The following is a 24,469-nucleotide window of genomic DNA, read 5'->3' on the forward strand; positions in this document are numbered from 1 at the left end:
ATGACCAGAACCCTGTTGATCGGCCTTGCCCTGCTCGTGCTGCTGCTCGCCTTGCACGCACAGGCGGCGGAGGTCACCGTCACCGCGGAGTATCACGGCGGCGGCAACGAATTCATCAATACAACGCCGCAGGCCGCGTTCTGCGGGCGCTGGCCGCATTACTGCAACGGCGTGGAAACCGTCGGGATCCCGCTTACCTATGACAAGAAGACCACTCACAGCGCGCCGGACCACCGCGACCTGTTCTACATCAGGGTGCCAGGGCGCCGCACGGTGACGGTGACCCATGAGCTGACGGGGGAGGCGTACCAGTTGACGTTCGAAATCTTCGCCATCAGCCAGTACGTTGCAACGACCAGCAACAGCCCGGTGTACACGCTTTATGTACGGGGCGGCTGCAATTATCTGTACACCCTGGGAACGGGGGCCTGGGCATCTTACCTGTGGAGTGTGAAAAACCCCGGGAATCCGGACTATTGCTATCCCGTCGGTAGCCCCGGAAGCCCTGGAATGGAGCGGAACGTGTCGGTGAGTGACTTCGGCGTGGCCTATCGCCTGGTGACCCCGTCGCCACTGCGCATGAAGCAAGGCATGTACCGCGGGCAGGTCACCTACCAGGTGGGCCCGGGCGCCGACTTCGACTTCGGCAACGACGTCAGCAACCTCAATAGCAATACCCTGACCATCAACTTCGAACTGGACGTGGTCCACGCCTTCGTCATCGATTTCCCGGCCGGCTCCGAGCGGGTGGTGCTTGAACCACCGGGCGGCTGGACGCAATGGCTGAACAATAAACGCCTGCCCGAGCGCCTGTACCGCGACCTGCCGCTGCGCATCTGGTCGTCGGGGCCGTTCACCGTGCACACCCGCTGCGAGTACCCGTTGGGCGGCCAGTGCGCCATCCGCAACGACGCCAACGACCACCAGGTGCCGGTGCAGGTCGCGCTGACCCTGCCCAGCGTCATCCTGCATAACGGCCAGCCGGTCAGCCGCCTGCCGTTGCCGGTAGGGGAGGCCACGGCAATCCAGATGGACGCCACGCAACCGGCAATCAACCGCGGTGGCAGCCTGCATTTCCAGGTGGACAAGAGCGCGGTCAGCGAGATGACCCGCTATCCCGGCGCCCGCTACGAGGGCGATGTCACGGTGGTGTTCGATGCCGATTTCTAGGTTTTGCTCAGGAGCGCTCATGAAAAACCTGCTGTTCACTCTGGCCCTGGCCTTGCTGGCGGGGACGGTACAGGCCGGCCCGCAGATCAATGTCGGCGGTCTCTACGACTACCTCGACGGCGGTACCAGCACCTTGCTCAAGCGCGTGCGCAACCTGGGCGACACCACCGCCTTCGTCAAGGTCAGCGTGGTCGAGGTGATCCATGACGGGCAGGGGCCCGCCCGGGAAATCTCCCATGAACACCTGCCCGTGGCCGAACGCCCGCTGATCGCCAGCCCGGCCCGCCTGATCGTCCCGGCCGGAGGCATGCAGGCCGTGCGCCTGCTCTACCGCGGCGCACGCGAGCAGGAGCGCTACTTCCGCTTGCGCTTCGTGCCGGTGCTGCCCGAGCACGGCGATGGCTTCGCCATCAGCGATGAAGAGGCCGAGCGCTACGAGCAGGAACTCAAGGCCGGGGTCAACATCCTGGCCGGCTACGGGTCGCTGCTGTTCATCCGTCCCCAGCAAACCCGCTATGACACGGATATCGCCGAGCTGGACGATCAGTTCCGGGTCAGCAACCAGGGCAGCGCCACCGTGGTGCTCGATCATTTCAATGATTGTGATCGCAGCGGCAAGCAATGTGCCGTAGCCACCAAGCACCATATCCGCCCCGGCGTATCCCGGCTGTTCGCCCGGGCGCCGGGGCGGGTGTACCGCTTCGAATTGATCGAGGGAGAAGAGCGGCGACGTGTCGAAATCAAGGGTTGAAGCGCGCTATCGGAAATTTCCCTCAACCAGATGGGAATTGTCCGATGCACATAGGCCTGTCCGGCAACCGATACTGCTGGCCATAAGGTGGTGGCACTTTGATGCTATTGCGACTGGTTGCCATTCAGTATTACCCGCCGACAGGTACGTCACCCAGAAAGTGAGGGATTCATGTACAGAGCCATGATCGTGGACGATCATCCGTTCATTCGCGCCAGCGTGAGGATGCTGCTGCGTCAGGAGAACATCATCATCGTCGCCGAGGCCGATAACGGCGTCGATGCCTTGCGCATGATCCGTGAGCACGAACCGGATATCGCCATTCTCGATATCTCCATTCCACGTATGGACGGGCTGGAGATCATCACCCGGGTCAAGGCGGCGAACATGGCCATGAAGATGCTGGTATTGACCTCCCAGGTCCCCGGTTACTTCTCCTTGCGCTGCATGCGCCTGGGAGCCTCGGGCTTCGTCTCGAAGAATGACGACCTGACCGAGTTGCGCAAGGCGGTGATGGCGGTGATGTCCGGCTACACCTACTTTCCCGAGGTGTCCCTGAGCTCGGTTAACCGCTACGACTGCCAGGCCACCGAGTCGCAACGCATCGAGCGCCTGACCGATCGCGAGTTGCTGATTCTCCAGCAACTGGCCCGTGGCCTGAGCAACAAGGCGATCGGTGAAGCCATGCTGCTCAGCAACAAGACCATCAGCACCTACAAGACCCGCCTGCTGGAGAAGCTGCGGGTCGATTCCCAGGTCGACCTGGCCGATCTGGCTAGGCGTCATGAACTTATCTGACGGGCGCAGGCCGATAAAACGCATCCTCAGGTGGCTGCTCGTGCTCGGTCCCTGCCTATGGCTTGGCGCTGCCCTGGGCTGGGGTGAAACACCGAGCCTGCTGGCCCGCTCCAGCCTCGGTGACGGCCTGCACCTGCACCTCAAGGATGATGACCGGCAGTGGCTCCGGGCGCGGCGCACCCTGTGGCTGGGGGTCAGCCGTCCGGACCGGGTGCCGTTCGATATCACCACCACCGGACGTGACTACGAGGGTCTGACCGCCGACTATGCCGGCCTGCTGGGAGAATTGCTCGGCGTCGAGATTGGTGTACGCCGCTATGCCAGCCGAAGCGCCGCCCTGGATGCGCTCAACCGCGGCGAAATCGACCTGCTCGGCACCGCCAATGCCGACGAAGCAGCTCGCAGCGGTTTGCTGCTGTCACGCCCTTATGCGGAGAACCGGCCCATGCTGGCCAGTCGCAGTGACAGCGCGCAAGCCCCGGACCTGCGCAAACCCGGTGTGCGCCTGGCCCTGCGCGAGGGCTATCTGTCCGAGGCGCATGTGCGCGAGCTGTTCCCCCAGGCGTTGCCAACCTTCTACCCATCGATGCTTAACGCCCTCGGCGCCGTGGCCTTCGGTCAGGCCGATGTGTTTCTCGGCGACGCCCTGGGCACGCGCTACCTGTTGCACAAGAGCTACCTGAACCAGTTGCAGCTGACGCCGGCCGATCCCTTTCAGGATGGCCATTACGGTTTTGCCCTGAACCCCGCGAACCGGCGCCTGAAGGATCTGGTCAACCTGGCCCTGGCACAGATTCCCGAACTGACCCGCCTGGACATCCTGCAACGCTGGAACGCCGGCACCCGCGAGTTCATCGAGCGCGAACAACTGGACCTGACCCTGGCCGAGCAGGACTGGCTGCAGCGCAATCCACGGGTCAGGGTGGCCATCGACGACCAGTTCCTGCCAATCAGTTACCGCGACGACAACGGCGCATTTCGCGGTATCACCGCCGACCTGCTGGACCTCATCACCCAGCGCAGCGGGCTGGCCTTCGATATCGTCGATAACGGTGGTTTCTACGACATGGCCCGGCGCCTGGAGGCGAACGAGGTCGATCTGCTGGCGGCGCTGCCATTCAGCCAGCGCCGCCAGCAGCAGGTGGGTTTCACCCGCTCCTGGCTGAGCAACAGCCTGGTCCTGGTAACCCGTGACGGGACCCGTCTGGACAGCCTCGACCAACTGGAGGGCAAACGCCTGGCCTTGGTCGAGGGCAGCGTGCTGGAGGACTACCTGCGCGAGCAGCACCCGGGTATTCGCCCGCTGTGGAACGACGGCCCGCTGCAGGCCCTGGAGCGGGTCGCCAGCGGTGAAGCCCATGGTGCGGTGGTGAGCCTGATAGGCGCGCGCTACAGCATCGCCCGCTTTTACCGCGGGCAGTTGCAGATCAGTGCCGCGCTGCCGGTGCCGGCGTTGCATTTCGCCTTCGCCGGCCGGCGCGATGACCATCAGCTGCTGTCGATCCTGAACAAGGCACTGCTGAGCATCAGCCCACAGGAAATGGACGAGCTGACCAGTCGCTGGCGCAACGAGGTGATCGTCGCCGACACCTATTGGCGCAAGTACCGCGGCATGATCCTGCAGACCTTCCTGATGGCCGCGGCCCTGTTGTTTCTCGCGGTGTACTGGATCCGCGGCCTGCGCCGGCAGGTGCGCAGGCGCCAGGCGGCGGAAAAGGCGTTGAACGAACAGGTGGAATTCATGCGGGTCATGATCGACGGCACGCCCAACCCGATCTACGTGCGCGACCGCAAGGGCCGCTTGATCACCTGCAACGTCAGCTACCTGGACGCCCTTGGCGTTTCCTTCGAAGCGGTAATCGACCAGGCACTCCCGGAATGGTTGATCGGCGCCGCCCAGGCCCGGCATTGCCGCGAGGCCTACCGCCAGGTCATCGCCCTTGGCGAGGCGGTGGTCGAGGATCGCGAACTGGTGCTCGGCGGCCGGCGCATCACCATCTACCACTGGATGCTGCCGTACCGCGGCAGCGACGGCGAGGTCAACGGGTTGATTGGAGGCTGGATCGATATCTCCGAGCGCCAGCAGCTCTACGATGCACTGCAGGTGGCCAAGGACGACGCCGAGGCGGCCAACCGGGCCAAGACCAACTTCCTGGCGACCATGAGCCACGAAATCCGCAATCCGCTCAACGCCTTGCTGGGCATGCTGGAGCTGGCGCTGCGCAAGTCCGAGGACGGTGTTCTCGACCGCCTGGCCCTGGAGGTCGCTTCCGGCGCGGCACGGGGTTTGCGTGACCTGGTCGGCGACATTCTCGACATCACGCGGATCGAGTCGGGCCATCTGACCCTATCACCGCAGCAGGTCGACCTGTATCGCGAGGTGGAAAGCACGGTACGCCTGTTCGAGGGCCAGGCCCGGCAAAAGCGCCTGCAATTGAAGCTGGACATGGACGGCCAGGGTCCGGTGCAGGTACTGCTCGATCCGCTGCGTTTCAAGCAGATACTCTCCAACCTGATCAGCAATGCGATCAAGTTCACCGACGAGGGCCAGGTCTGCGTGAGCCTGGCCCTGGATATCGGCGGCGAACGGGTTGGCCTGCACCTCTCGGTGGAGGATACCGGGGTCGGCATTCCGGCCGACGAACTGGAGCAACTGGGGCGTCCGTTCCGCCAGGCCAGCAACAACCAGCAGGGCGCGCGCAGCGGATCGGGGCTGGGCCTGAGCATCAGTCATGCGCTGTGCGCCATGATGGGCGGCGAGATGCAGCTGTGCAGCACCCTCGGCGTCGGCACGCAGGCGCGCTTGCATCTCGACCTGCCGCGCCTGACCCCTTGCCCGGGGGTGCTGGCCAGCCTGCCGCAGCCCGAGGCCGGCGACATGGCCGCGCTGGACATCCTGGTGGTGGACGATTACCCGCCCAACCGCCTGTTGCTGCAACAGCAATTGAGCTACCTCGGTCACCGCGTGGCCACCGCAGCCGACGGCCACGAAGGCTTGCGCACCTGGTTGCGCCAGCACTTCGACGTGCTGATCACCGACTGCAACATGCCCGGCATGAACGGCTACGCCCTGGTCAGGGCGATTCGCCAGGACCAGCGGCGCAAGGCCAGGCCGGCCGCGCTGCTGCTGGGCTGTACCGCCAATGCGCAGGCGGAGGAACGCCTGCGCTGCCGGCTGGCGGGGATGGACGATTGCCTGTTCAAACCTCTCGATCTCACGGAACTGGCCGCCAGGCTGGCACCTTGTGCCAGGGGCCGGCGAACCGTGGAACCCGGCGCCGAGGGTGGATTGGGAGCGGGCCACGACCTGTCGGGCCTGCGCCAGCTTACGGGCGGTGACGACCAGGCGATCAAGGACCTGCTGCGCGATCTGCTGGTCAGCAACCGTGACGACCTTGTCCGCCTGCTCCAGCTGCACCCCGACGACCTCGGCGGGCTGGCCGACCTGGTGCACCGGGTCAAGGGCGGCGCACGGATCATCAAGGCCCGCCGCCTGCTGCGTGCCTGCGAGAACATCGAGCAGGCGGTCAACGGCCAGCGTCCGGTGCAGCCTATCGACCCATTGGTGGACGACCTGCGCCTGGCCATGACCAGCCTTGGCCAGCGTCTGGAACAGGTGTGCCAGGCATGAGCGAGTACAGGAGATTTTTCGGCTGCTGCAGGGAAGTCGCCTGATTCAACCGCAGCGAAGCGATAGCACCGTGAGGCCTGGGACCTTTGTGAGGAAAGTGGACGTGCCTGCCAAGTCATTGAGTGTCTTGATTCTTGAAAACCAGTCGTTCCAGCGCGCCATCGCGGTGAAGATCCTCGGCCAGCTGGGTTGCCGGGAGATCTTCGAAGCCTGCGGCGGCAGCGAGGCCCTGGCCTTGCTTGACCGCATCGGTCGGGTGGACCTGGTGGTCTGCGATGTGCGCATGGAGGGCATGGACGGCCTTGAATTCATCCATCGTGCAGCGCAGGCGGCGCTGATCGGCGGGGTGATCGTCAGCAGCGGCCTGCACCCGGAAGTACGTCGGGCCATGGCACAACTGGTCAACGGCCTGGGCCTGGCCTTTCTTGGCGATGTCGGCAAGCCGCTGCAATTGGGCAGCATGCGCCAGGCCCTGGACCTCGGCCGCCAGCCCGTTGTGCTGTCGCTGCCGGCGCCGCAGCGGGCAGCGCCGATCAGCGAGGCGGATATTCGCCGCGGCCTGTCGTACAAGGAATTCGTCGCCTGCTACCTGCCGCGCTGTGACCTGGGCAACGGCGAGATTCGCGGCGTCGACGTGATTGCCCAGTGGCAGCATCCGAACCTCGGCACACTGGCGCAAAACCGCTTCCTGCCGATGGTCGAGCACTGCGGCCTGCTCGACGATCTGCTGGTGGTGTTGCTCGAACAAGGGCTGGAGCTGCAACGGGCCTTGATGTCGCGCGGCCAGGTACTGCGCATGTGCTTCGCCCTGCACCTGAAGCAACTGGACAATCGCAGCCTGACCCGCAGGATCAAGTCGCTGATGCAGTTCCAGCGCTCGATGGGGCAGGGTATCGGTTTCGAACTGGTGTTCGATGGCCCGGCGGAACCCTCGATGATTCACCTCGAAGGCCTGGTTCGCTTGCGCCTGCTCGGTTGCGCACTGGTGCTGGGCGAGTTCGGCACCCGCGCCGGCTCGCTGCAGCGCCTGTGCCAGTTGCCGTTCAACGAGATCCGGACCTCCGCCCGGTTCATGCATGAGCTGGAAAACCACCCGCGCCATCGCGCAGTCCTGAGGGCGGCTCTGAACATGGCCAGCAGGCTGGGCCTCGGCATCACGGTGACCGGCGTGGAGAGCGCCGAACAGCATCTGCTGCTGATGGAAATGGGTTGCCTTCAGGGCCAGGGGCGCTATTTCGCGCCGTTGCTGACCGAGGACGGATTGCTCAGGCGCCTGGGCGATGGACCACGAAATGGATGAACGGCAGCCTGGATCGGCGCAGGAAGGTTTGCGTACGCGCTATACCGACTACTATCAATGTGCTACAAATTTTGCCTTGCAGTTCAAACCATTAACCGCACAAGGAAGTTGATTCATGACTGAAACCACCCTGATCCAGTTCGTCACCGCCGATTCCCTGACCACCTTGCTGCAGGACGCGGGGTGCCGGGTCAATCGCATCGAACAGAACCAGGTCGTGCAGTTGCAGACCGCCAGCCAGGGCATCGGTTACTCGGTGCGCTTCGGCAACCAGGGCAAGGAAACGGGCGAGTTCCTCGACTTCACCTTCAGCTGCGCCTTGCGCGTACAAGGCGAACTGCCGGAAAACCTGGCCAACCAATGGAACTATTCCCGTCGCTTTTCGCGCCTGTCGGTCCAGGGTGAATTCCTGGTCCTGGAGCAGGACGTGGTGGTCGCCGACGGCGTCAGTGCGCAGCATCTGGCGGGCTCGTTGCTGCTGTGGGACCGCGTGCTGCAGGAGTTCGTCACCTACCTGCGTGACTTCAGCCGCAACGCTGCTGCCACCCAGGCCGCCGCCGAAACGGCCAGCGCGTCGTGAGCCGCAAGCTCTGGGCCGGGGTCGGGGCCCTGGCCGTCCTGGCATTGGCAGTGGGGCTGGCGCTGCGCCCGGGTACCGATCCGGTCGCGGCCAGTCGCGCGGTACCTGAAGCGGGGCAGGGCGGCACTGCGTTGGCCAGTCTTGGTGAGCAGAAGATCGACGCCGAGGAGCTCAAGGCATTGTTCGCGCAATTGCCGGTGCAAGCGCGTCAGCAACTGAGCAACGACCGGCCGGCCCTGGAAACCTGGATTCGCGCCCGGCTCGCGGAAAAGGCCCTGTACCAGCAGGCCGAAGCCAAAGGCTGGTCCAAGCGCCCGGAAGTACAGGCCCAGACCCGCGCGGCGACCGAGCAGATCGTGCTGCGTAGCTACCTCAACAGCGTGACTGCGGTGCCACAGGACTATCCCAGCGACGAGGAGCTGAAACAGGCCTACGAAAACGGCAAGGCGGGCTTCCAGGTGCCAGCGCTGTACCGTGTCAGCCAGATCTTCCTTGCCGTGCCGGATGAAAACGCCCTGGAATCGGTGCGCAAGCAGGCCCAGTCACTGGCCAAGCGGGCCCAGGCCGGCGATGCCGACTTCGCCGAACTGGCACGGTCCTACTCACAGGACGCCGGCAGCAACACCCGCGGTGGCGATACCGGCCTGCAACCCTTGAACCAGTTGTTGCCAGAAGTGCGCGGCACGGTGTCGAAAATGAAGGTGGGCAGCGTCAGCGAGCCGCTGCAAAGCTCGTTGGGCCTGCATATCATCAAGCTCACCGAACAAATGCCGGCGCGTACCGCGACCTTCGACGAGATGCGCGCGCAACTGCGCGATGCCCTGCGTGCCCAGCGCCAGGAGCAGGCGGCCAAGGACTATGTCGCAGGCATGTTCAACACGGCGTCGCTGACCATCGACGGCAAGGTGCTGAACCAGGTGGTCGAGGCAGAAAAGTAGGCCCCACCGTCCCCCACAGAGGTCGGTAGAGCAAAACATAACTCTTTGATTTGCAAGGACCCTGTGGGAGCGGGTTTACCCGCGATTGCTATGTTGAATTCACTACAGCAATCGCGGGTAAACCCGCTCCCACAGGATACGCGTCATGCATTGGAACTGTTCTCTGGGCGACATCGCAGCCTGAAAAACTGGCCTTTTGTTGAAATATCAACTTGGTGTTGATATTTTCCCTGTCCGCCTGCAACGGACAGTTTCCCCATGCCCTCAGAACGCCAATTGGTCCTCAACGTCCTCCACGCCACGGTGCGCATGCTTGGCACCGTACTGGGCCGTAATACCGAGGTGGTCCTGCACGACCTGACACGCCCTGAACACTCGGTGCTGGCCATCGTCAATGGTCATCTCAGCGGCCGCCAGGTAGGCAGTCCGATCCTTGCCGGACCTCGCCATGACCGCGGTTTCGACGCTGTGCTCCACGCCGCCCTGGAAAAGGGCAGCCAGGCGCCGGTGGTGATCGGCAATTACCCGACCCTGGGCCACGACGGCAAAGCCTTTCGCAGCGCCACCGCGGTTTTCCATGATGCTGCCGGCGAGCCCTTCGCCAGCCTGTGCGTCAACACCGATCTGAGCGGCATCGCCGCTGCGCAGGCCTGCCTGGAGCAACTGCTGGCTACCGCCGAGGACCCTGCCCAGCCCCCGGCACAAACCCCTGACCTGGAACAGCTGATGACCCGCATCATCGACGGCGCCCTGCAGGACGCCCGTGCCCGCGGCGTACGCTTTGGCAAGGCGCAGAAGCTCGAAGCGGTGCGGCAGATGCACGACGGCGGGCTGTTCATCGTCAAGGGCGCAGTGGAGAAGGCCGCCGCAGCCCTCGGGGTGAGCCGCTATACGGTCTACAACTATCTCGAAGAAATCCGCAACGGATGAGGAATCCCATGCAACTTCCGATCTATCAGGTCGATGCCTTCAGCGACGGCATCTTTGGCGGCAACCCGGCCGCGGTGTGCCCGCTCCAGCACTGGCTGGACGACGCGACCCTGCAGCGCATCGCCGAGGAAAACAACCTCTCGGAGACCGCCTACTTCGTCGCCGAGGGCGAGGGCTACCGGCTGCGCTGGTTCACCCCGGGTACGGAAGTGGACCTGTGCGGCCATGCCACGCTGGCCTCGGCCTGGGTGCTCTTCAACGAACTCGGCGCCACCGAGCAGACCCTGCGGTTTTTCACGCGCAGCGGCGAATTGCGCGTCAGCCGTGACGGGGAGCGCCTGGCGCTGGACTTCCCGCTCAAGGATCCGCAGCCGGCGCCACTGCCGGAGGGGCTGGCCGAGGCCCTGGGCTGCGAGATTCTGGAACTGCACCGCAGCGACGACTACATCGCCGTGGTGGCCAGCGCCGAGGTGGTCGAAGGACTGCAACCGGACTTCGCGGCACTGAGCCGTCATGACGTACGGGGTGTGGCCGTGACCGCGCCGGGCGTGGGCGAATTCGATTTCGTCTCGCGCTGGTTCGGGCCGCAGGTCGGGGTCAACGAAGACCCGGTAACCGGCTCGGCCCATACCTCGCTGGCGACCTACTGGTCGCAGCGACTGGGCAAGACCCGCCTGAACGCCCGCCAGGGCGGGGCACGCCAGGGGCAGTTGCACTGCGAGTTGCCGGGCAACGGCCGGATCATCATCAGTGGACGGGGCGCGCTGTACATGCGCGGCACCTTGTACCTGGGAGTGGCCGAATGAGCTTGCATATCGATACGCCGCTGCTGGAGTCGCGGCCATTGAGCCTGGCGAACGGGCAGCAGATCTGGTTGAAAATGGACGCCCTGCAGCCTTGCGGGTCGTTCAAGCTGCGCGGGATCGGCCTGGCCTGCGAGCATTTTGCCCGCCAGGGCAAGCGCCGCTTCGTCTCCTCGTCGGGCGGCAATGCCGGGATCGCCGTGGCCTACGCCGGGCGCTGCCTGGGTTTGCCGGTCACCGTGGTCGTACCGCAAACCACCACCGAACGCGCGCGCCGGTTGATCCGCCAGGAAAACGCCGAGGTGATCGTCCACGGCAAGCTGTGGCAGGAGGCCAATGAACTGGCGCTGTCGCTGGTGGGCGCCGATGATGCCTTCATCCATCCGTTCGACAACCCGCTGCTCTGGCAGGGGCATGCCAGCCTGGTGGATGAAGTGGCAAAGGCCGGAATGAAGCCCGATGCCGTGGTCGTGGCGGTCGGCGGCGGCGGCCTGCTGTCGGGCGTCGGTGAAGGATTGCGGCGCAATGGTTGGTCCGATGTGCCGGTTTTCGCGGTGGAAACCCGCGGCGCCGCATCCCTGGCGGCGGCCATGGACAAGGGCGAACTGGTCAGCATCGACAGCATCGCTTCCGTGGCCACCAGCCTTGGCGCCAAGCGAGTGTGCGACGAGGCGTTCCGGATCAGCCAGCAGATGAACGTGATCAGCCACGTGGTCAGCGACGTTCAGGCGCTGGATGCCTGCGAACGCTTCCTCTCCGATCACCGCGTGCTGGTCGAACCGGCCTGTGGCGCCGCCCTGGCCCTGGCCTATGCCCCGAGCGAAGCGCTACGCCGGTATCGGCGCGTGCTGGTGGTGGTATGCGGCGGCGTCACGGCATCCATCGAACAGATCCGCGAATGGCGCAACGCCGCGGACTGACCGCCTGTCGGTACTGATCCCGGCCCGGACAAACCTTCCCCGGCCGCATTCGCTCTCACCTCCACGAGCCTGACGTTTTCCGTTCCGTGGAGGTGTTCCGATGTCGACGAAAAAACACGATCAGTTCAGCATGCAAAACCCGCTGACCCAATACCCGCAGCCGCCGTTTCCGGCCCAGGGGCAGCCGGCGCCAGGGCTGGATGCGAAGATGAATCCCGAACCGGACCACGGCGAGGCGACCTACAAGGGCTTCGGTCGCCTGGCCGGGCGCAGGGCGCTGATCACCGGTGCCGACTCGGGCATCGGTCGCGCGGTGGCCATTGCCTTTGCCCGCGAGGGGGCGGATATCGCGCTCAATTACCTGCCGGTCGAACAGGCCGACGCGAGGGAAGTGGTCAAGCTGATCGAGGCGGAGGGCCGTCGCGCCGTCGCCATTCCCGGCGACCTCAAGGACGAGCAGTTCTGCAAAAGCCTGGTGGACCAGGCCCATGAGCAACTGGGCGGCCTGGACATCCTGGTCAACGTGGCCGGCAAGCAGGTGGCGCGCAAGGACGTAGGGCAGGTCAGCAGCGAGCAGTTCGACGCGACCATGAAGACCAATGTCTACGCACTGTTCTGGCTTTGCCAGGCGGCCGTGCCCTTGATGCCGGCGGGGGCGACCATCATCAACACCGCCTCGATCCAGTCCTACCAGCCTTCGGCGACGCTGCTGGACTACGCGACGACCAAGGCGGCCATCGTTGCCTTCACCAAGGCCCTGGCCAAGCAGGTGGTCGAGCGCGGTATCCGGGTCAATGCGGTAGCGCCTGGGCCGATCTGGACGGTGCTGCAGCCCAGCGGCGGCCAGCCTGCGGAAAAGATCCCGCATTTCGGCGAGCAGGTGCCGATGAAACGGCCCGGCCAGCCGGCCGAATGCGCCCCCTTGTACGTGCTGCTGGCGTCGCAGGAATCGAGCTATATCACCGGGGAGGTGTTCGGGGTGACCGGGGGCAATCCGTTGCCGTGAGGCGGATGGTTCCAGGGCCGCCTGGCGGTCCTGGAACCCGATGGCTCAGATCTCCCGGAGGAACTCCGATACCAGCGCCAACCCTTGCTCCATCACCTGCCGATCATTGGCAAAGCCAATGCGCACATACCCCTCGATATCCAGGGCACTGCCCGGTGTGAACATCACCCCCTTGGTCTCCAGCAGCTTCACGCAGAACGCTCGTGACGGCATGTCCACGTCGATCTTGAGCAGGGCAGTGGTACCGGCCCTGGGCTTGACCCAGGACACCCGCGGTTCGTTCTCCACCCAGGCCTCCAGCAGCGCCAGGTTCTCCCGGGTGATGGCGTGGGCGCGATCGAGAATGTACCGGCGGTTCTCCAGGGCGATGCAGGCGAAGTGATCGTCGAGCATGCCGACGCTGATCGTGTTGTAGTCGCGATGGATCGACACGGCATGGATCAGCGCCTGCGGCGCGACGATCCAGCCCAGGCGCAGCCCGGCCAGGGAGTAGGTCTTGGACATGCTCGCGGTACTGATGCCTTTCTCGTACAGGTCGGCGATCGATACGGTGAAACCATCGCCATGCTGGTCGGTACCGCGATACACCTCGTCGCACAGGAGCCAGGCGTCCACCGAGCGGGCGATCTCGACGACCTCTTCGAGCAGCGCCCGGTCCATCAGCGAACCGGTCGGGTTGTTCGGGTTGTTCAGGGCGATGACCCTGGTATTGGCCCTGACCATACCGCGCAACTCGTCGGGATCGGGAAGGAAAGCGTTTTCTTCGCGCAGGCGCAGGATCGACACCTCGGCACCGTAGCTCTGCGGAATCGAATAGTGCTGCTGGTAGGTGGGTGCGACCGACACCACATGGTCGCCAGGCTCCACCAGGGTTTCATAGACCAGTGCGTTGGCGCCGATGGCGCCGTGGGTAACGATCACGTTGTGCCGTTGCTGATTGTCGTAGAGCGAGGCAATCAGGTCGCGCAGGCGCTCAGAGCCTTCGATGGCGCCGTAGGTCATCTTCATCGGCAGCAATTCGCCGAGGATGGTCCCGGTCTTGCCGGCGAACTCCAGCAACTGGCCGATGGTTATGGAGTCGACGCAGGTCTCCGCCAGGTTGTAGCGGCACTGGGTCTCATAGGCGTTCATCCAGATCTCGACGCCAAATTCCTTGATCTTCATAACGTTGTCTCGCTTTCTTGAAGCAGGTTGGTAGGACCCGGGTAAAGCCATTTATAGCCTTAAAGTCCACCGTAGACAACAAGTCTCTTTCAAAGAACAACGCGTACCCTGTGGGAGCGGGTTCACCCGCGATTGCGATGGTGAATTCACCATTGCAATCGCGGGTAAACCCGCTCCCACATAATCTCCTGAAAATCAATGAGTTATAGGAGCACTCTCACGCAAAAGCTTGACCCATTTGAACACCGTCGCCCGCCCCAGGCCCAGAACGCTGGCCACGTAGTCGGCAGCGCTGCGCCCCTCGAAAGCCCCTTCGGCATACAGGGCTTCGACCAGCGCGCGCTTGTCCTTCATCCCCAGGAGGCTCAGCGATAGCTGACGCTCGGCGAGCCAGGCGTGGAGAAAGGTGTTGATGCGCTCCTGCCAGTCGTCGCGGAACAGCGCTTCCGGCTGGGGCAGCAGGCGACTGACCTGGAAAAAGGCGTTCAGTGCCTCGCGGGCCTGGTCCAGCACCGAGAAATTCAGGTTGATGCACAACAAGGCCTCGGCCTTGCCTGCCTCATCGCGCAGCACGCTGGTGATGGAACGGATTTTCTGGCCGTTCCAGTTGAGCTTTTCATAGGGGCCGAGGCTGGATGCCTGGTCGAAGTCACCGGGCAGTTCGTCCAGCGCCGAATCGTCGCCAAGCTGGCGCTTGGAGAAGTTGTTGGCGATATGCACGACCGTCTGGCTGGCCAGATCGTGAACGATCACCTCCGCGTGGGGGAACAGCAGGGTGGCGATGCAGTCGGCAATGGTCTTGTAGTTGTCCAGTTTCTTCATGGGGGGGACGGTGGCGTGTGCAAAAAGGGCAACCATCATAGCCCCCGGGCAAAAAAGATGAACCTCGGGCCAAGCCTTCGGCTCAGAACAGTTAGCGACACCTAAACAGGTTGCAACACCAGAACCGGAACTGAAGCGAGGATTCAACGATGAATACACTGTTGCGTAGCGCGGGCTTTGCCCTGGCTTTCACCCTGGCGGGCGCGGTGCATGCCGCCCAGGATGCCGATGACTTCGTCGAGGACGCCTCGGCCAAGGGCGTCGCCGAGGTGGAAGCGGCCAAGCTGGCCCAGGAGAAAGGCACCGCAGCGGATGTGAAATCCTTTGCGGCGATGATGCTCAAGGACCACGGCGCGGCCAACGAGAAGCTGAAGTCCCTGGCCGCAAGCAAGAAGCTTGAAGTGTCGAGCGACGCCGACCTGATCGACAAGGCCAAGGCCATGATCCTGGAACTGCGCGGCGCCAAGTCGTTCGACCAGGCCTATGCCAACAACCAGGTCAACGCCCATGAAGCGACCATCAAGCTATTCGATGACTACGCGAAGGATGGCAAGGACGCGGAACTGAAGGCATTCGCCGCCGAGACCCTGCCCACCCTGAAGGCTCACCTGGAAAAAGCCCGCCAACTGGCTGCAGCCCATGGGGGCAGTTCGGTAGGTTCGGGGGCGACCACCCGCGATGCGACCGATCCGGTGGTGCCTGGTCCAGGCGGCGTTCCGACCACCCCTAAAGACCATTCGGAAACGACCAAGCCTTAAGCTACCAAGGGCCGCTTCGCGGCCCTTTTTCTCAGGAGAACCCGCATGCCCGATCACGACATGCCACCCGGCCAGTTGGAACCGTCAAGACCGCAGGTCGAGATTCCCGACGAGCACGACAAGGCACCGGATCCGGACGCCGACCCCTCGCTTGGCGACGAGCAGGAGGAACCCAGGGGCGTGCCGGCCAGTGACCCCGAGTCCGGCGCCTAGCGCCCTAGCGCCCCAGCACCGCCCGCACCGTCTCTTGCAACACCTCGAACGCCACCGGCTTGTCGACGTGGGCATTGAACCCTGCCGTCAGCGCCTCGGCCTTGTCCTGGCTGGCGCCGAAGCCGGTCAGCGCAACCACGGGCAGCGCGTTGAAGCGTGAGTCGGCGCGTATCCGGCCTATGAGCTCCAGCCCGTTCATCACCGGCATGCCGAGGTCGGACAACACCAGATCGAAGACGCTATCGCCGTCCAGCCGCTCCAGCGCCTCGAGCCCGTTGCTTGCCAGGGTCACCTCGGCGCCTTCCAGCTCCATCAGCGCTTTCATGATTTCAAGAATGTCCTCGGAGTCATCGACGATCAGTACCTTGAGCCCGCTGAAATCGCCCGGTGTCAGGTCGAGCTCGCCGACCATTGGCTGTTCGTCACGGCTGTAGTGCGGCAGCCAGACGCTGAAGGTCGCACCCAGTCCCAGCCCGGCAGACCTGGCCTCGACCCGGCCGTGATGCGCCTCCACCAGCTCGCGCACCAGCGCCAGGCCGATGCCCAGGCCGCCACGGTTCTGCCCGTGGCGGTGCTCCGGCACCTGGCCGAAGAGGTCGAAGATCAGCGGCAACGATTCGGCGGCGATACCCTGGCCGGTGTCCTGCACGTCGAATCGCACATGGCTGCCTTCATCTACCAGGCGCAGGCAGATGCGACCGCCGGCATCGGTGAATTTCAGGGCGTTGTTCAGCAGGTTCCAGATGATCTGTTCGATACGCACCGGGTCGGCGTCGATCACCAGGGGTTCCTGGGCATCCTCGGGCAATTGCAGTTCGATAAGGATACGTTCCTCGGCCGCGTCGTCCTTGGCCACCGCGGCAATATCGCTGAGCAATTGCTGGAGCAGCACCGGCCCGCGGTTGAGCTTGAGCTTGCCGGTATTGATCCGGGACAGGTCGAGCAGGTCGTCGATGATCCGCGCCTGGCTGCGTACCGCGCCAAGGATGGTATCCAGCGCCCGCCCGGCCACGGCATTGCCGCGCACCAGGGGCAGGCGGGTCATCAGTTCGCCGTTGAGCTGGATCAGGTTGAGCGGGTGCTTGAGCTCATGGGACATGACCGCGAAAAACTCGTCCTTGAGCTTGCTGGTGTTACGGCTCTGCTGCAGTTGCCAGACCTGCTCGGACTCCTGGCGCTTCTTGTCGGTGACATCCCGGCCGATCTTGGCGAAGCCGTGCTGGCCGTTGTGCAGGGCGGTGGTCACGCCGCTGCAGAAGAAGCGACTGCCGTCCTTGCGCTGCAACCAGCGCTCGTCGTCGGCACGGCCATCCCTGCGGGCCAGGCGCAGTTCTTCCTGGAGCACGCCGTTTTCCCGGTCTTCGGGCAGGAAGATCAATTCGGCGCTGCGGCCCAGCACGTCTTCCTCGCTGTAGCCGAAGGTGCGTTCGGCGCCGCGGTTCCAGGTGGTGATCAGGCCCTGGGCATCCATGGTCAGGATGATGAAGTCCTGGGTGCTTTCGGCCGCCAGGCGCAGGCGTTCCTCGCCTTCGCGCACGCGCTCCTCGGCCTGGCGCCGCTCGGTGATATCGATGAAGGTCAGTACGGCGCCGTCGATCAGGTCCTCGGTGGTGCGGTAGGGCAGCAGACGGGCGATATACCAGCGACCATCGGTGCTTGGCACCTCGCATTCGATGATGCGCAGCGACTCGAAGGCGGCCACTGCGTCATCGGCCATGCCCGGGTAGTCGAGGCGATGGGTGATGTCGAGCAGCGAGCGGCCGGTGTCCGAGGGAATGATGCTGAAGATCTCGGTGGCCCGCGGCGTGTAGGACTTGATGCGCATGCGCCGATCGACGAACACCGTGGCGATATCGGTGGAGGCGATCAGGTTCTGCAGGTCGTCGTTGATCTTGCCGGTTTCCTCGACCTTGCTCTTGAGTTCCTGGTTGACCGTGATCAGCTCTTCGTTGATCGACTGCAGCTCTTCCTTGCTGGTTTCCAGCTCCTCGGTGGTGGAGCGCAGCTCTTCGTTGATGGCCTGGAGTTCTTCGTTGGAAGCCTTCAGCTCTTCGGTGGAGGTCTCGGATTGCTCCACGGTGGCCTGCAATTGCTCCTTGGTCCGGTGCAGCTCGCCTTCAAGCTGGGAGAGCACGCTGTCCTTGCCGTCGTCGCGGATACTCTTGACTTCGGCACTCATGGTTTCCTCGACCTCGTCGAACAGTACCAGGACGAAGTCGGCATCCAGGTCGCGGAATGGCCGGGCCACCATGTTCACGTAGTAACTGCGCCCCTCGCGCTCGAGCTGCACGCGCCGCGCCTCGATGCTCTTGCCGGTCTGGAAGGCCTGGAACAGCGCAGTACGCAGCTCCAGGCGCAGTTCAGGCAGCACCTGCACCAGAAGATTGTGCGACGGTTCGCCGCCGACATAGCGCAGGAAGCGCCCGGCGCGATCGGACATGTGCACGATGTCCGAGTCCTGGTTGACCACCACGCTGGGCGGGCCGTACTGCTCCAGTACGCGCTGGTGGACCTCGGCGAAGGACACCTTGCGCCGCTCCAGGTTGCGCTCGACATTGGGCAAGGAAAACCCGGTGAAGGCGTTGAGGGGCAGGGCAGGGGTCGGTCTTCCCAGGCTGGAACTGGCCTTGGCCCGGTAGATCCGGTTCTTCTTGTCCACGGGGGTGAACAGGTCGAGGCAGACGTCCGCCGATTCCGAGCTGCCGAGGAACAGGTAGCCACCCGGGGCCAGGGCGAAGTGGAACATCTGCAGGATGTCCGCCTGGACCTGCCGGTCGAGGTAGATGAGCAGGTTGCGGCAACTGATCAGGTGCAGCTTGGAGAAAGGTGGGTCGCGCAGCAGGTTGTGCAGGGCGAACAGCACGCGCTCGCGGATTTCCTTCTTGACCCTGAAGTGGGTCTGCTCCTTGGCAAAATGCTGGCGCAGGCGCGCCGGCGGTATATCGGTGACCACCGCCTCGGGATAGACCCCGGCCCGGCCGACGCCGATGGCATGTTCATCGATGTCGGTGGCGAACACCTGGAACTTGTGGCTGGCATGGCTGAAGTCGAGATGATCGGCCAGCAGCATGGCGATGGAGTAGGCCTCCTCGCCGGAAGAACAGCCTGCCGACCAGGCCCGCACCGTGGGGTCGGTTTCGCCGGTGAGCTCGAACAGGCGCGGAATGATTTCACGCTCCAGCGCTTCGAAAGCCTCGCGGTCGCGGAAGAAGTTGGTCACGCCGATCAGCATGTCGTCGAGCAGGGCGCGGGCTTCCTCGGTATTGACGTTGAGGAAGTCGCGATAGGCCGGCAGGTCGCTCAGGCGGTTGACCTGCATGCGCCGCTCGATCCGGCGCAGTACGGTGGCCCGCTTGTAATGCTTGAAGTCATGGCCGGTGCGGGCGCGCAGGATGATGATGATCTCGCGCAGGGCGGCATCGGCGGCGCGCTCGTCCTCGGCGGTTTCGGGATTGTGCAGCGGCGCCTCGATCTCTTCGCCCAGCGGCAACTCGATGCTGCGCATGTTTTCCCACAGTTCCACCAGCTTTTGCGGCATGTCCACCACCGGCAGGACGAAGTCCACCTGACCAGTGGCGATGGCATTGTGCGGCATGCTTTCGTATTCGGCATCGTCCAGGGACTGGGCCAGGGTCACGCCACCCTGTTCCTTGACCCTCACCAGCCCGGCGCTGCCGTCGTTGCCGGCACCAGACAGGACGATGCCGATGCTGCGATGCCGATGGGCGTCGGCCATGGTGCGGAAGAACACATCGATGGCGATATGTCGCGGCTGGCCACTGGGCCGCTCGGTAACGCGCAGGTAGCCGTCGAGCATTTCCAACTGCATGGCAGGGGAGATCAGGTAGACGTGGTTGGGCTCGATCGGGGTGGGCTTGGTCACCTGCTGCACAGGCATGCGCGTGACCTTCTGCAGGATGCGGTCGGCGCTGCTCTCGTGTTCAGCCGAAAGGTGCATCACCACCACGAAGGCCATGCCGCTTTCATTGGGCATTTCTTCGAAGAAATGCAGCAGCGCGGCCAGCCCGCCTGCGGAAGCCCCCAGGCCAACGATGGGGAATGGCAGGAAACTGGGCAGGGAAGTGTAGGGCGTCTCGGCCTGTAGCGTCTCGTCGGGTTTGTTCATTCCTAATGCTCTGCTGACGCGTGATGACCTGCCATTGAAGGATTGGACAGCCACGGTGCTGCCGTCCTGGCGCAAGCGCCGAACTTTACCGCATAAAACCTGCGCGCAGGGCTCAAGTGAGGGGTGTTTCGCCAAGCTGCGCGCGAACCTGTTCGAGATCGTTCTCGATCGTGCTCAGTTGCATGTCCACGTGTTCTGCTGCCCTGGTCATATAACTGACCTGGGCTTGCAGGCGCTTGAGGCCTTCAAGGTGGGCAGCGATTGCGTCGCCCAGTCGTGCGCCTTGCAGTAATTGCCTTGTCCGTAGGGGTTCGTTGGGCAAACTCATCGGAGATTTCCTTGGCAGATTTAGGTTCGGTTTATTTTTTGACCCTTGGCATGGGCGGATGGTTGCTTGCCGTTTGCAGTCTCTGAACTGAAGATGAAACTTGAATCATTTAGTTACATTAACACGACTTTTTCACAAGCTCCGCTATAACATAACCCGCGCACCCAGCCCCAAGAACCGGTCGATAAGCCTTCCCGGAGTTCCCGTATTCACATGAGCGCCAAATCAGCCAGCACGGACGGGCAGTTCGAGGAAACACCGCGCTTTCAACAAGCCTCCCTGCATACCCTTCGCCTGGCCCGCCTGGTCCAGGGCTCGACATTGACTGCGGCGCTGCTGTGGCTCGGCGCACTGTTTATTGGCGTATTCGATCCGGCAAGCCAATGGGTAGTGGTGCTGGCCATGAATGCGGCGGCCCTGGTGCTGTTGGCGGCAGCAGGACGTTCAGCCTGGGCCGTGGCCAGATGGCGCGCCGAAGCCATCGGTCACCAGGCCGTGCGCCTGGCCCTGTGGAGCGCTTCGGACAATCCCGACGATCCGCCCCTCAGTGCACTGGAACGTGGCCTGTTGCGCATTGGCCTGGCAGGACGGCGCCAGTTGCAGCGCCTGGGCAGCGAAGCGCTGTGGCTTGCAGGCCTGGCGGTACTGGCGCTGGTAATGGTCGCCAGTGCCTGGCGCCTCGACCTCCCGGCGCCGGCCGCGGCGGGTCAACTGCACTGGCTCGCGGGCGGTGTGCTGGCCCTGGCGGCGTTTGCCTTGGTGGTGGCGGAGCGTCATCTGGCCAGCGAAAACCCGGTCGTGTGGCCGGAAGCCGCGGACCTGGCGGCACAGATCCGCTGGTTGGTGGCCGTGCAGGTGCTATCGATCGCCTGCCTGCTGTTTACAGGCGGCGAGCGGCTGTGGCCGGTACGCCTTGCGGTGCTGACCGGCCTGTTGCCGGGCGCCCTGGCCATGGAACTGATCCTGCGCGCGCTGTTTTCCGTATTTAGCCCCAGGCGCGCCGGGCAGGAACCACGCCTGCTGGCCCGCAGCCTGGTGTGCGGCCTGTTGCAATGGCCGCCACGCCCGCTGGCGTTCCTGCGTCACGAGCTGCACCAGCGTTTCGGCATCGACCTGCGTCAGGTCTGGGCCTTCGACTTCATGCGCCGTGCCGCGTTGCCGGTGCTGGCCTTGGTCGCCATGGTGGGCTGGCTGTTGACCGGAGTGACGCAGATCGCGATGGACAATCGCGGCATCTACGAGCGCTTCGGCAACCCGGTCGAGGTGTGGCAACCCGGGCTGCATCTCGGTTTGCCCTGGCCGCTGGGCAGGGTCCTGGTGGTCGACAATGGCCAGGTCCACGAACTGGCGACCAGCGGCGACGCTGCACTGGCCGACCCGCTGGCCGATGCGGAAGGCCCGGCGCCCGCCGCGGCGAACCGTCTGTGGGATGCTAGCCATATCAGCGAGAATGCCCAGGTTATCGCGGGCGACGGCGGCGGCCGGCAGAACTTCCAGATCGTCAATATGGACGTGCGCTTCATCTATCGCATCGGCCTGGACGACCGTGCCGCGCTGGCCGCGACCTATCACAGCACCGACGTCGCCATGCTCCTGCGCACCATCGCCAACCGTGTGCTGGTTCGCGATTTTGCCAGCCGGAGCCTCGATGGCGTGCTCGGCGCCGAGCGGCAGGCGCTTGGCCAGGACATAGGCGCGGCTGTCCAGGCGGATCTGGATCGCCTGGACAGCGGCGTGCAGGTGCTCGTCACCTCGGTGGAGGCGATCCATCCGCCGGCCGGCGCGGCCAATGCCTACCACGGCGTCCAGGCTGCACAGATCACCGCCCAGGCCCTGATCGCCCGTGACCGTGGCAAAGCCGCCGAACAAAACAGCCAGGCGCGGACCAAGGCGACCGGCCTTGACCACCAGGCCACCTCCGGCGCCCATGAAACCGAAGCCAGGGCGCGAATCGCCGAGCTGCGCTTCAGCGCCGAACGCAGCGCCTGGCAGCAGGCAGGACAGGCCTTTGTCCTCGAACAGTACCTGGACCATCTGGCCAAGGGCCTGGGCAAGGCCAGCAGCCTGATCATCGACCACCGCCTCGGAGCTGCGCAGGCCCCGACCCTGGACCTGCGCAGCTATGCATTCCCCGTGGACCCCACTGCGGGCCCGGGCACAGGCAAACCCGCAACCCGACCTGACCAGGAGCGTGCCCATTGAGCCACGATCACGCCGATCACTCCCATGCCCATGGCTGCGGCCAGGATCATGCCCATGACCACGCGCATGAACGAGCCGCCACCGGGCCGACCTGGCGCCGCCTGCTGGTGGCGGGATCACTGGCTTTGGTCATGCTCGCCGCCGCTTGCCTGGTGCAGGTACGCACCGGCGAGGCCACGGTAGTGACCCGTTTCGGCAACCCCGCACGCGTTCTGCTCGAGCCCGGCCTGGCCTGGCGCTGGCCGCTGCCGTTGGAGAACACCGTGCCGGTGGACCTGCGCCTGCGTACCACTTCGAGCGGCTTGCAGGACGTCGGCACCCGGGACGGCCTGCGCATCATTGTCCAGGCCTATATCGCCTGGCAGGTGGAGGCCACGCCGCAAAGCGTCAAGCGCTTCATGCGCGCGGTGCAGAACCAGCCCGACGAAGCCGCGCGGCAGATCCGCACGTTGGTCGGCTCGGCGCTGGAAACCAGCGCCAGCGGCTTCGAACTGGCCGACCTGGTCAACGTCGATGCGAGCAAGGTGCGCCTCGACGCCTTCGAGCAGCGCCTGGGCGAACAGATCACTGGCCAGTTGCGCGACACCTATGGGGTCAAGGTGGTGCAAGTGGGCATCGAGCGCCTGACCCTGCCCAAGGTCACGCTGGAAGCGACGGTTGACCGGATGCGTGCCGAGCGCGAAACCATCGCCACCGAGCGCACCGCCGAAGGCAAGCGCAAGGCCGCCGAGATCCGCTCCGCCGCTGAACGCGATGCACGCATCATCGAAGCTGACGCCAGCGTCAAGGCTGCGGATATCCAGGCTCGCGCCCAGGTCCAGGCCGCACAGATCTATGGCAAGGCCTACGCCGGTGCGCCCGAGCTGTACAACCTGCTGCGCTCGCTGGATACCCTGGACAACCTGGTCAATCCGGCCACGCGCCTGGTCCTGCGCACCGACGCCGCGCCGTTCCGCGTGCTGGTGGACGGTCCGCCAGCAGGAGCGAGGCCATGAGCAAGCGAGGGCAGGGGAGCGCCGCGCCCTGGCTGCAGGCTGGACGCATCGGTTTCATCGCGGTGTACGGGGTGACCTTGCTGGCGGCGCTGGGCTGGCTGTTCGGCAATGTCCGCGAGATCGGCCCGGAAAGCCGTGCGGTGGTCCTGCGCCTGGGCGCCGAGCAGCGCATCCAGAATGCCGGGCTGCTGCTGGCCTGGCCACGGCCGTTCGAGCAGGTACTGATGCTGCCATCGGCTGGGCGCGTCACCGAGCGCCGGGTCGAACTGCTGCTGCGCTCGGAAGCGGCGGTCAAGGCCGATCACGATGTGAAGCTGGCCGGCGATGCCACGGCCGGCTCCGGCTATCTGCTGACCGGTGACGCCGGCATCGTGCAACTGGACGTGCGGGTGTTCTATCAGGTTAACGAACCCTATGCCTTTACGCGGCAGGGCACTCATGTCGAGACGGCGCTTGATCGCCTGGTGGAGCGCAACGCCGTGCAGATCTGCGCCTCGCGAGACATGGACACCATCCTGGTCGCCCGCCCCGAACTGGTCGGCACCGACAGCCAGCTTGCCGAACGCCGCGAGCGTTTGCGTGGCGACCTGCAGCACGGCATCAACCGCAGCCTGGCGGCGCTCAAGGCCGCCGGCACCGACCTGGGCATCGAGGTGGTCCGGGTCGATGTGCAATCGGCCTTGCCCCAGCCAGCCGTCAATGCCTTCAACTCGGTACTGACGGCCAGCCAGTTGGCCGAGCAGGAAGTGGCCGGCGCCCGCACCGACGCCGCCCGGCGCCTGCAGGAGGCCACGCAGAACGCCGACCGCACCGTGCAGGTGGCCGAAGCCGAAGCGCGGGAACGCCTGTCCCGCGCACAGGCCGCGACTGCGACCATCGTCGGCCTCGGTCAGCAGGACGACCCGGGCCTGATGCTGCGCCTCTATCGCGAGCGGGTTCCGGCGATCCTCTCCCGAGCAGGCTCGGTGACCCTGGTCGATCCGCAGGATAGCGGTCGTCTGATCCTCGACGGTCCCAAACCTTGATCAAAGGAC

19 protein-coding genes and 1 pseudogene are annotated in these 24,469 nt (G+C 64.6%); 16 read left to right on the plus strand and 4 right to left on the minus strand.

The window, feature by feature from the left end; all coding sequences use genetic code 11:
* From ACKLLE_RS01170 to ACKLLE_RS01220, 11 genes are all read left to right on the plus strand, one after another.
* A complete protein-coding gene (locus ACKLLE_RS01170; protein WP_420056484.1) occupies window positions 1-1,170 on the plus strand; it encodes a hypothetical protein in 1,170 nt (389 codons plus the stop codon).
* Window positions 1,171-1,189: 19 nt separating this feature from the next.
* Complete coding sequence (locus ACKLLE_RS01175; protein ID WP_420056485.1) at window positions 1,190-1,921, plus strand: molecular chaperone; 732 nt, start codon at window positions 1,190-1,192, stop codon at window positions 1,919-1,921.
* Window positions 1,922-2,092: 171 nt separating this feature from the next.
* Window positions 2,093-2,719 (plus strand): response regulator, encoded by a 627-nt coding sequence (locus ACKLLE_RS01180; protein ID WP_420056486.1) that lies wholly within the window; start codon window positions 2,093-2,095, stop codon window positions 2,717-2,719.
* 40 nt (window positions 2,720-2,759) lie between these two features.
* Window positions 2,760-6,350 carry a transporter substrate-binding domain-containing protein gene (locus ACKLLE_RS01185; protein WP_420056487.1) on the plus strand — a complete coding sequence of 1,197 codons (3,591 nt, stop codon included), beginning with the start codon at window positions 2,760-2,762 and terminating at the stop codon, window positions 6,348-6,350.
* A 103-nt stretch (window positions 6,351-6,453) separates the two neighbouring features.
* Window positions 6,454-7,650: an EAL domain-containing response regulator gene (locus ACKLLE_RS01190; protein ID WP_420056488.1), complete on the plus strand. Its 1,197-nt coding sequence runs from the start codon at window positions 6,454-6,456 to the stop codon at window positions 7,648-7,650.
* Window positions 7,651-7,765: 115 nt separating this feature from the next.
* Window positions 7,766-8,230, plus strand: coding sequence for a YbjN domain-containing protein (locus tag ACKLLE_RS01195; protein ID WP_009402208.1), 465 nt, complete (start codon window positions 7,766-7,768; stop codon window positions 8,228-8,230).
* Window positions 8,227-9,168, plus strand: a complete 942-nt coding sequence (locus tag ACKLLE_RS01200) for a peptidylprolyl isomerase (protein ID WP_064304513.1) — start codon at window positions 8,227-8,229, stop codon at window positions 9,166-9,168. The genes ACKLLE_RS01195 and ACKLLE_RS01200 overlap by 4 nt, the downstream gene beginning before the upstream one ends.
* 258 nt (window positions 9,169-9,426) lie before the next feature.
* The gene (locus ACKLLE_RS01205) at window positions 9,427-10,098 is read left to right on the plus strand and encodes a helix-turn-helix transcriptional regulator (protein ID WP_420056489.1); all 672 of its coding nucleotides are present in this window, start codon (window positions 9,427-9,429) and stop codon (window positions 10,096-10,098) included.
* An 8-nt stretch (window positions 10,099-10,106) separates the two neighbouring features.
* Complete coding sequence (locus ACKLLE_RS01210; RefSeq protein WP_420056490.1) at window positions 10,107-10,904, plus strand: PhzF family phenazine biosynthesis protein; 798 nt, start codon at window positions 10,107-10,109, stop codon at window positions 10,902-10,904.
* Window positions 10,901-11,821 (plus strand): pyridoxal-phosphate dependent enzyme, encoded by a 921-nt coding sequence (locus ACKLLE_RS01215; protein ID WP_420056491.1) that lies wholly within the window; start codon window positions 10,901-10,903, stop codon window positions 11,819-11,821. The genes ACKLLE_RS01210 and ACKLLE_RS01215 overlap by 4 nt, the downstream gene beginning before the upstream one ends.
* Before the next feature lie 100 nt (window positions 11,822-11,921).
* Window positions 11,922-12,827 (plus strand): SDR family oxidoreductase, encoded by a 906-nt coding sequence (locus ACKLLE_RS01220; protein WP_009402199.1) that lies wholly within the window; start codon window positions 11,922-11,924, stop codon window positions 12,825-12,827.
* A 45-nt stretch (window positions 12,828-12,872) separates the two neighbouring features.
* Here ACKLLE_RS01220 and ACKLLE_RS01225 read toward each other — a convergent pair whose 3' ends face one another.
* Entirely contained in the window at window positions 12,873-13,991 is a 1,119-nt protein-coding gene (locus tag ACKLLE_RS01225) for an aminotransferase (RefSeq protein ID WP_420056492.1), read from the minus strand.
* A 195-nt stretch (window positions 13,992-14,186) separates the two neighbouring features.
* Window positions 14,187-14,813, minus strand: a complete 627-nt coding sequence (locus ACKLLE_RS01230) for a helix-turn-helix transcriptional regulator (protein ID WP_064304508.1) — start codon at window positions 14,811-14,813, stop codon at window positions 14,187-14,189.
* A gap of 149 nt (window positions 14,814-14,962) precedes the next feature.
* Between ACKLLE_RS01230 and ACKLLE_RS01235 the strand changes: the two are divergent.
* A pseudogene (locus ACKLLE_RS01235) lies at window positions 14,963-15,466 on the plus strand (DUF4142 domain-containing protein); the annotation flags it as partial.
* A gap of 150 nt (window positions 15,467-15,616) precedes the next feature.
* On the plus strand, window positions 15,617-15,784 hold the full coding sequence (locus tag ACKLLE_RS01240) for a hypothetical protein (protein ID WP_158467808.1): 168 nt from the start codon (window positions 15,617-15,619) through the stop codon (window positions 15,782-15,784).
* A 4-nt stretch (window positions 15,785-15,788) separates the two neighbouring features.
* Here ACKLLE_RS01240 and ACKLLE_RS01245 read toward each other — a convergent pair whose 3' ends face one another.
* Window positions 15,789-19,910, minus strand: a complete 4,122-nt coding sequence (locus tag ACKLLE_RS01245) for a CheR family methyltransferase (protein ID WP_420056493.1) — start codon at window positions 19,908-19,910, stop codon at window positions 15,789-15,791.
* A 112-nt stretch (window positions 19,911-20,022) separates the two neighbouring features.
* Window positions 20,023-20,238: a hypothetical protein gene (locus ACKLLE_RS01250; RefSeq protein ID WP_420056494.1), complete on the minus strand. Its 216-nt coding sequence runs from the start codon at window positions 20,236-20,238 to the stop codon at window positions 20,023-20,025.
* Window positions 20,239-20,451: 213 nt separating this feature from the next.
* Between ACKLLE_RS01250 and hflK (ACKLLE_RS01255) the strand changes: the two genes are divergently transcribed.
* Genes hflK (ACKLLE_RS01255) through hflK (ACKLLE_RS01265) form a run of 3 tightly spaced genes read left to right on the plus strand, consistent with a single transcriptional unit; the run spans window position 20,452 to window position 24,460 of the window.
* Window positions 20,452-22,440 carry a protease modulator HflK gene (gene hflK / locus ACKLLE_RS01255; protein WP_420056495.1) on the plus strand — a complete coding sequence of 663 codons (1,989 nt, stop codon included), beginning with the start codon at window positions 20,452-20,454 and terminating at the stop codon, window positions 22,438-22,440.
* A complete protein-coding gene (hflC, locus tag ACKLLE_RS01260; RefSeq protein ID WP_420056496.1) occupies window positions 22,437-23,435 on the plus strand; it encodes a protease modulator HflC in 999 nt (332 codons plus the stop codon). The genes hflK (ACKLLE_RS01255) and hflC overlap by 4 nt, the downstream gene beginning before the upstream one ends.
* Window positions 23,432-24,460: a protease modulator HflK gene (gene hflK, locus ACKLLE_RS01265; RefSeq protein ID WP_420056497.1), complete on the plus strand. Its 1,029-nt coding sequence runs from the start codon at window positions 23,432-23,434 to the stop codon at window positions 24,458-24,460. The genes hflC and hflK (ACKLLE_RS01265) overlap by 4 nt, the downstream gene beginning before the upstream one ends.
* Window positions 24,461-24,469 lie beyond the last annotated feature (9 nt).

It is taken from the genome of Pseudomonas bharatica (assembly GCF_048586865.1).
Lineage (GTDB): Bacteria > Pseudomonadota > Gammaproteobacteria > Pseudomonadales > Pseudomonadaceae > Aquipseudomonas > Aquipseudomonas bharatica.